This is a genomic window from Nocardioides malaquae (assembly GCF_015070385.1).
Taxonomy (GTDB): domain Bacteria; phylum Actinomycetota; class Actinomycetes; order Propionibacteriales; family Nocardioidaceae; genus Nocardioides; species Nocardioides malaquae.
Genome location: NZ_JADCSA010000884.1, coordinates 1 through 248 on the forward strand (window position 1 = coordinate 1; position 248 = coordinate 248).

Annotated in this window: 1 protein-coding gene; it reads left to right on the forward strand. The window is 30.2% G+C overall.

Translation table 11 applies throughout. The annotated features are described in order from the left end of the window. Positions 1–248, forward strand: a 248-nt coding sequence (locus tag IEQ44_RS18745; RefSeq protein ID WP_227487692.1) for a hypothetical protein, incomplete at both ends; no start/stop codon positions are given.

Sequence of the window (248 nt, forward strand, 5' to 3'; positions counted from 1 at the left end):
TTTTTAAGAGATTTAAAAGCAGATGTTGAAGGATTAAACCGTAGCTATTTTCCAAATATTAACATGGATGCCTTGGATGAAAATTCAAAACAGGAAATAATTAGCGATATAGAATACGACTTTGAACGCGGTTTACACGGAATAAAAAAACTACCTATTGAGGCTAAATTTGGTGTGTTTATGGCTTACAGATACTACAAACAACTCCTTAAAAAATTACAAAAAACACCAGCTTTACAAATTAAAAA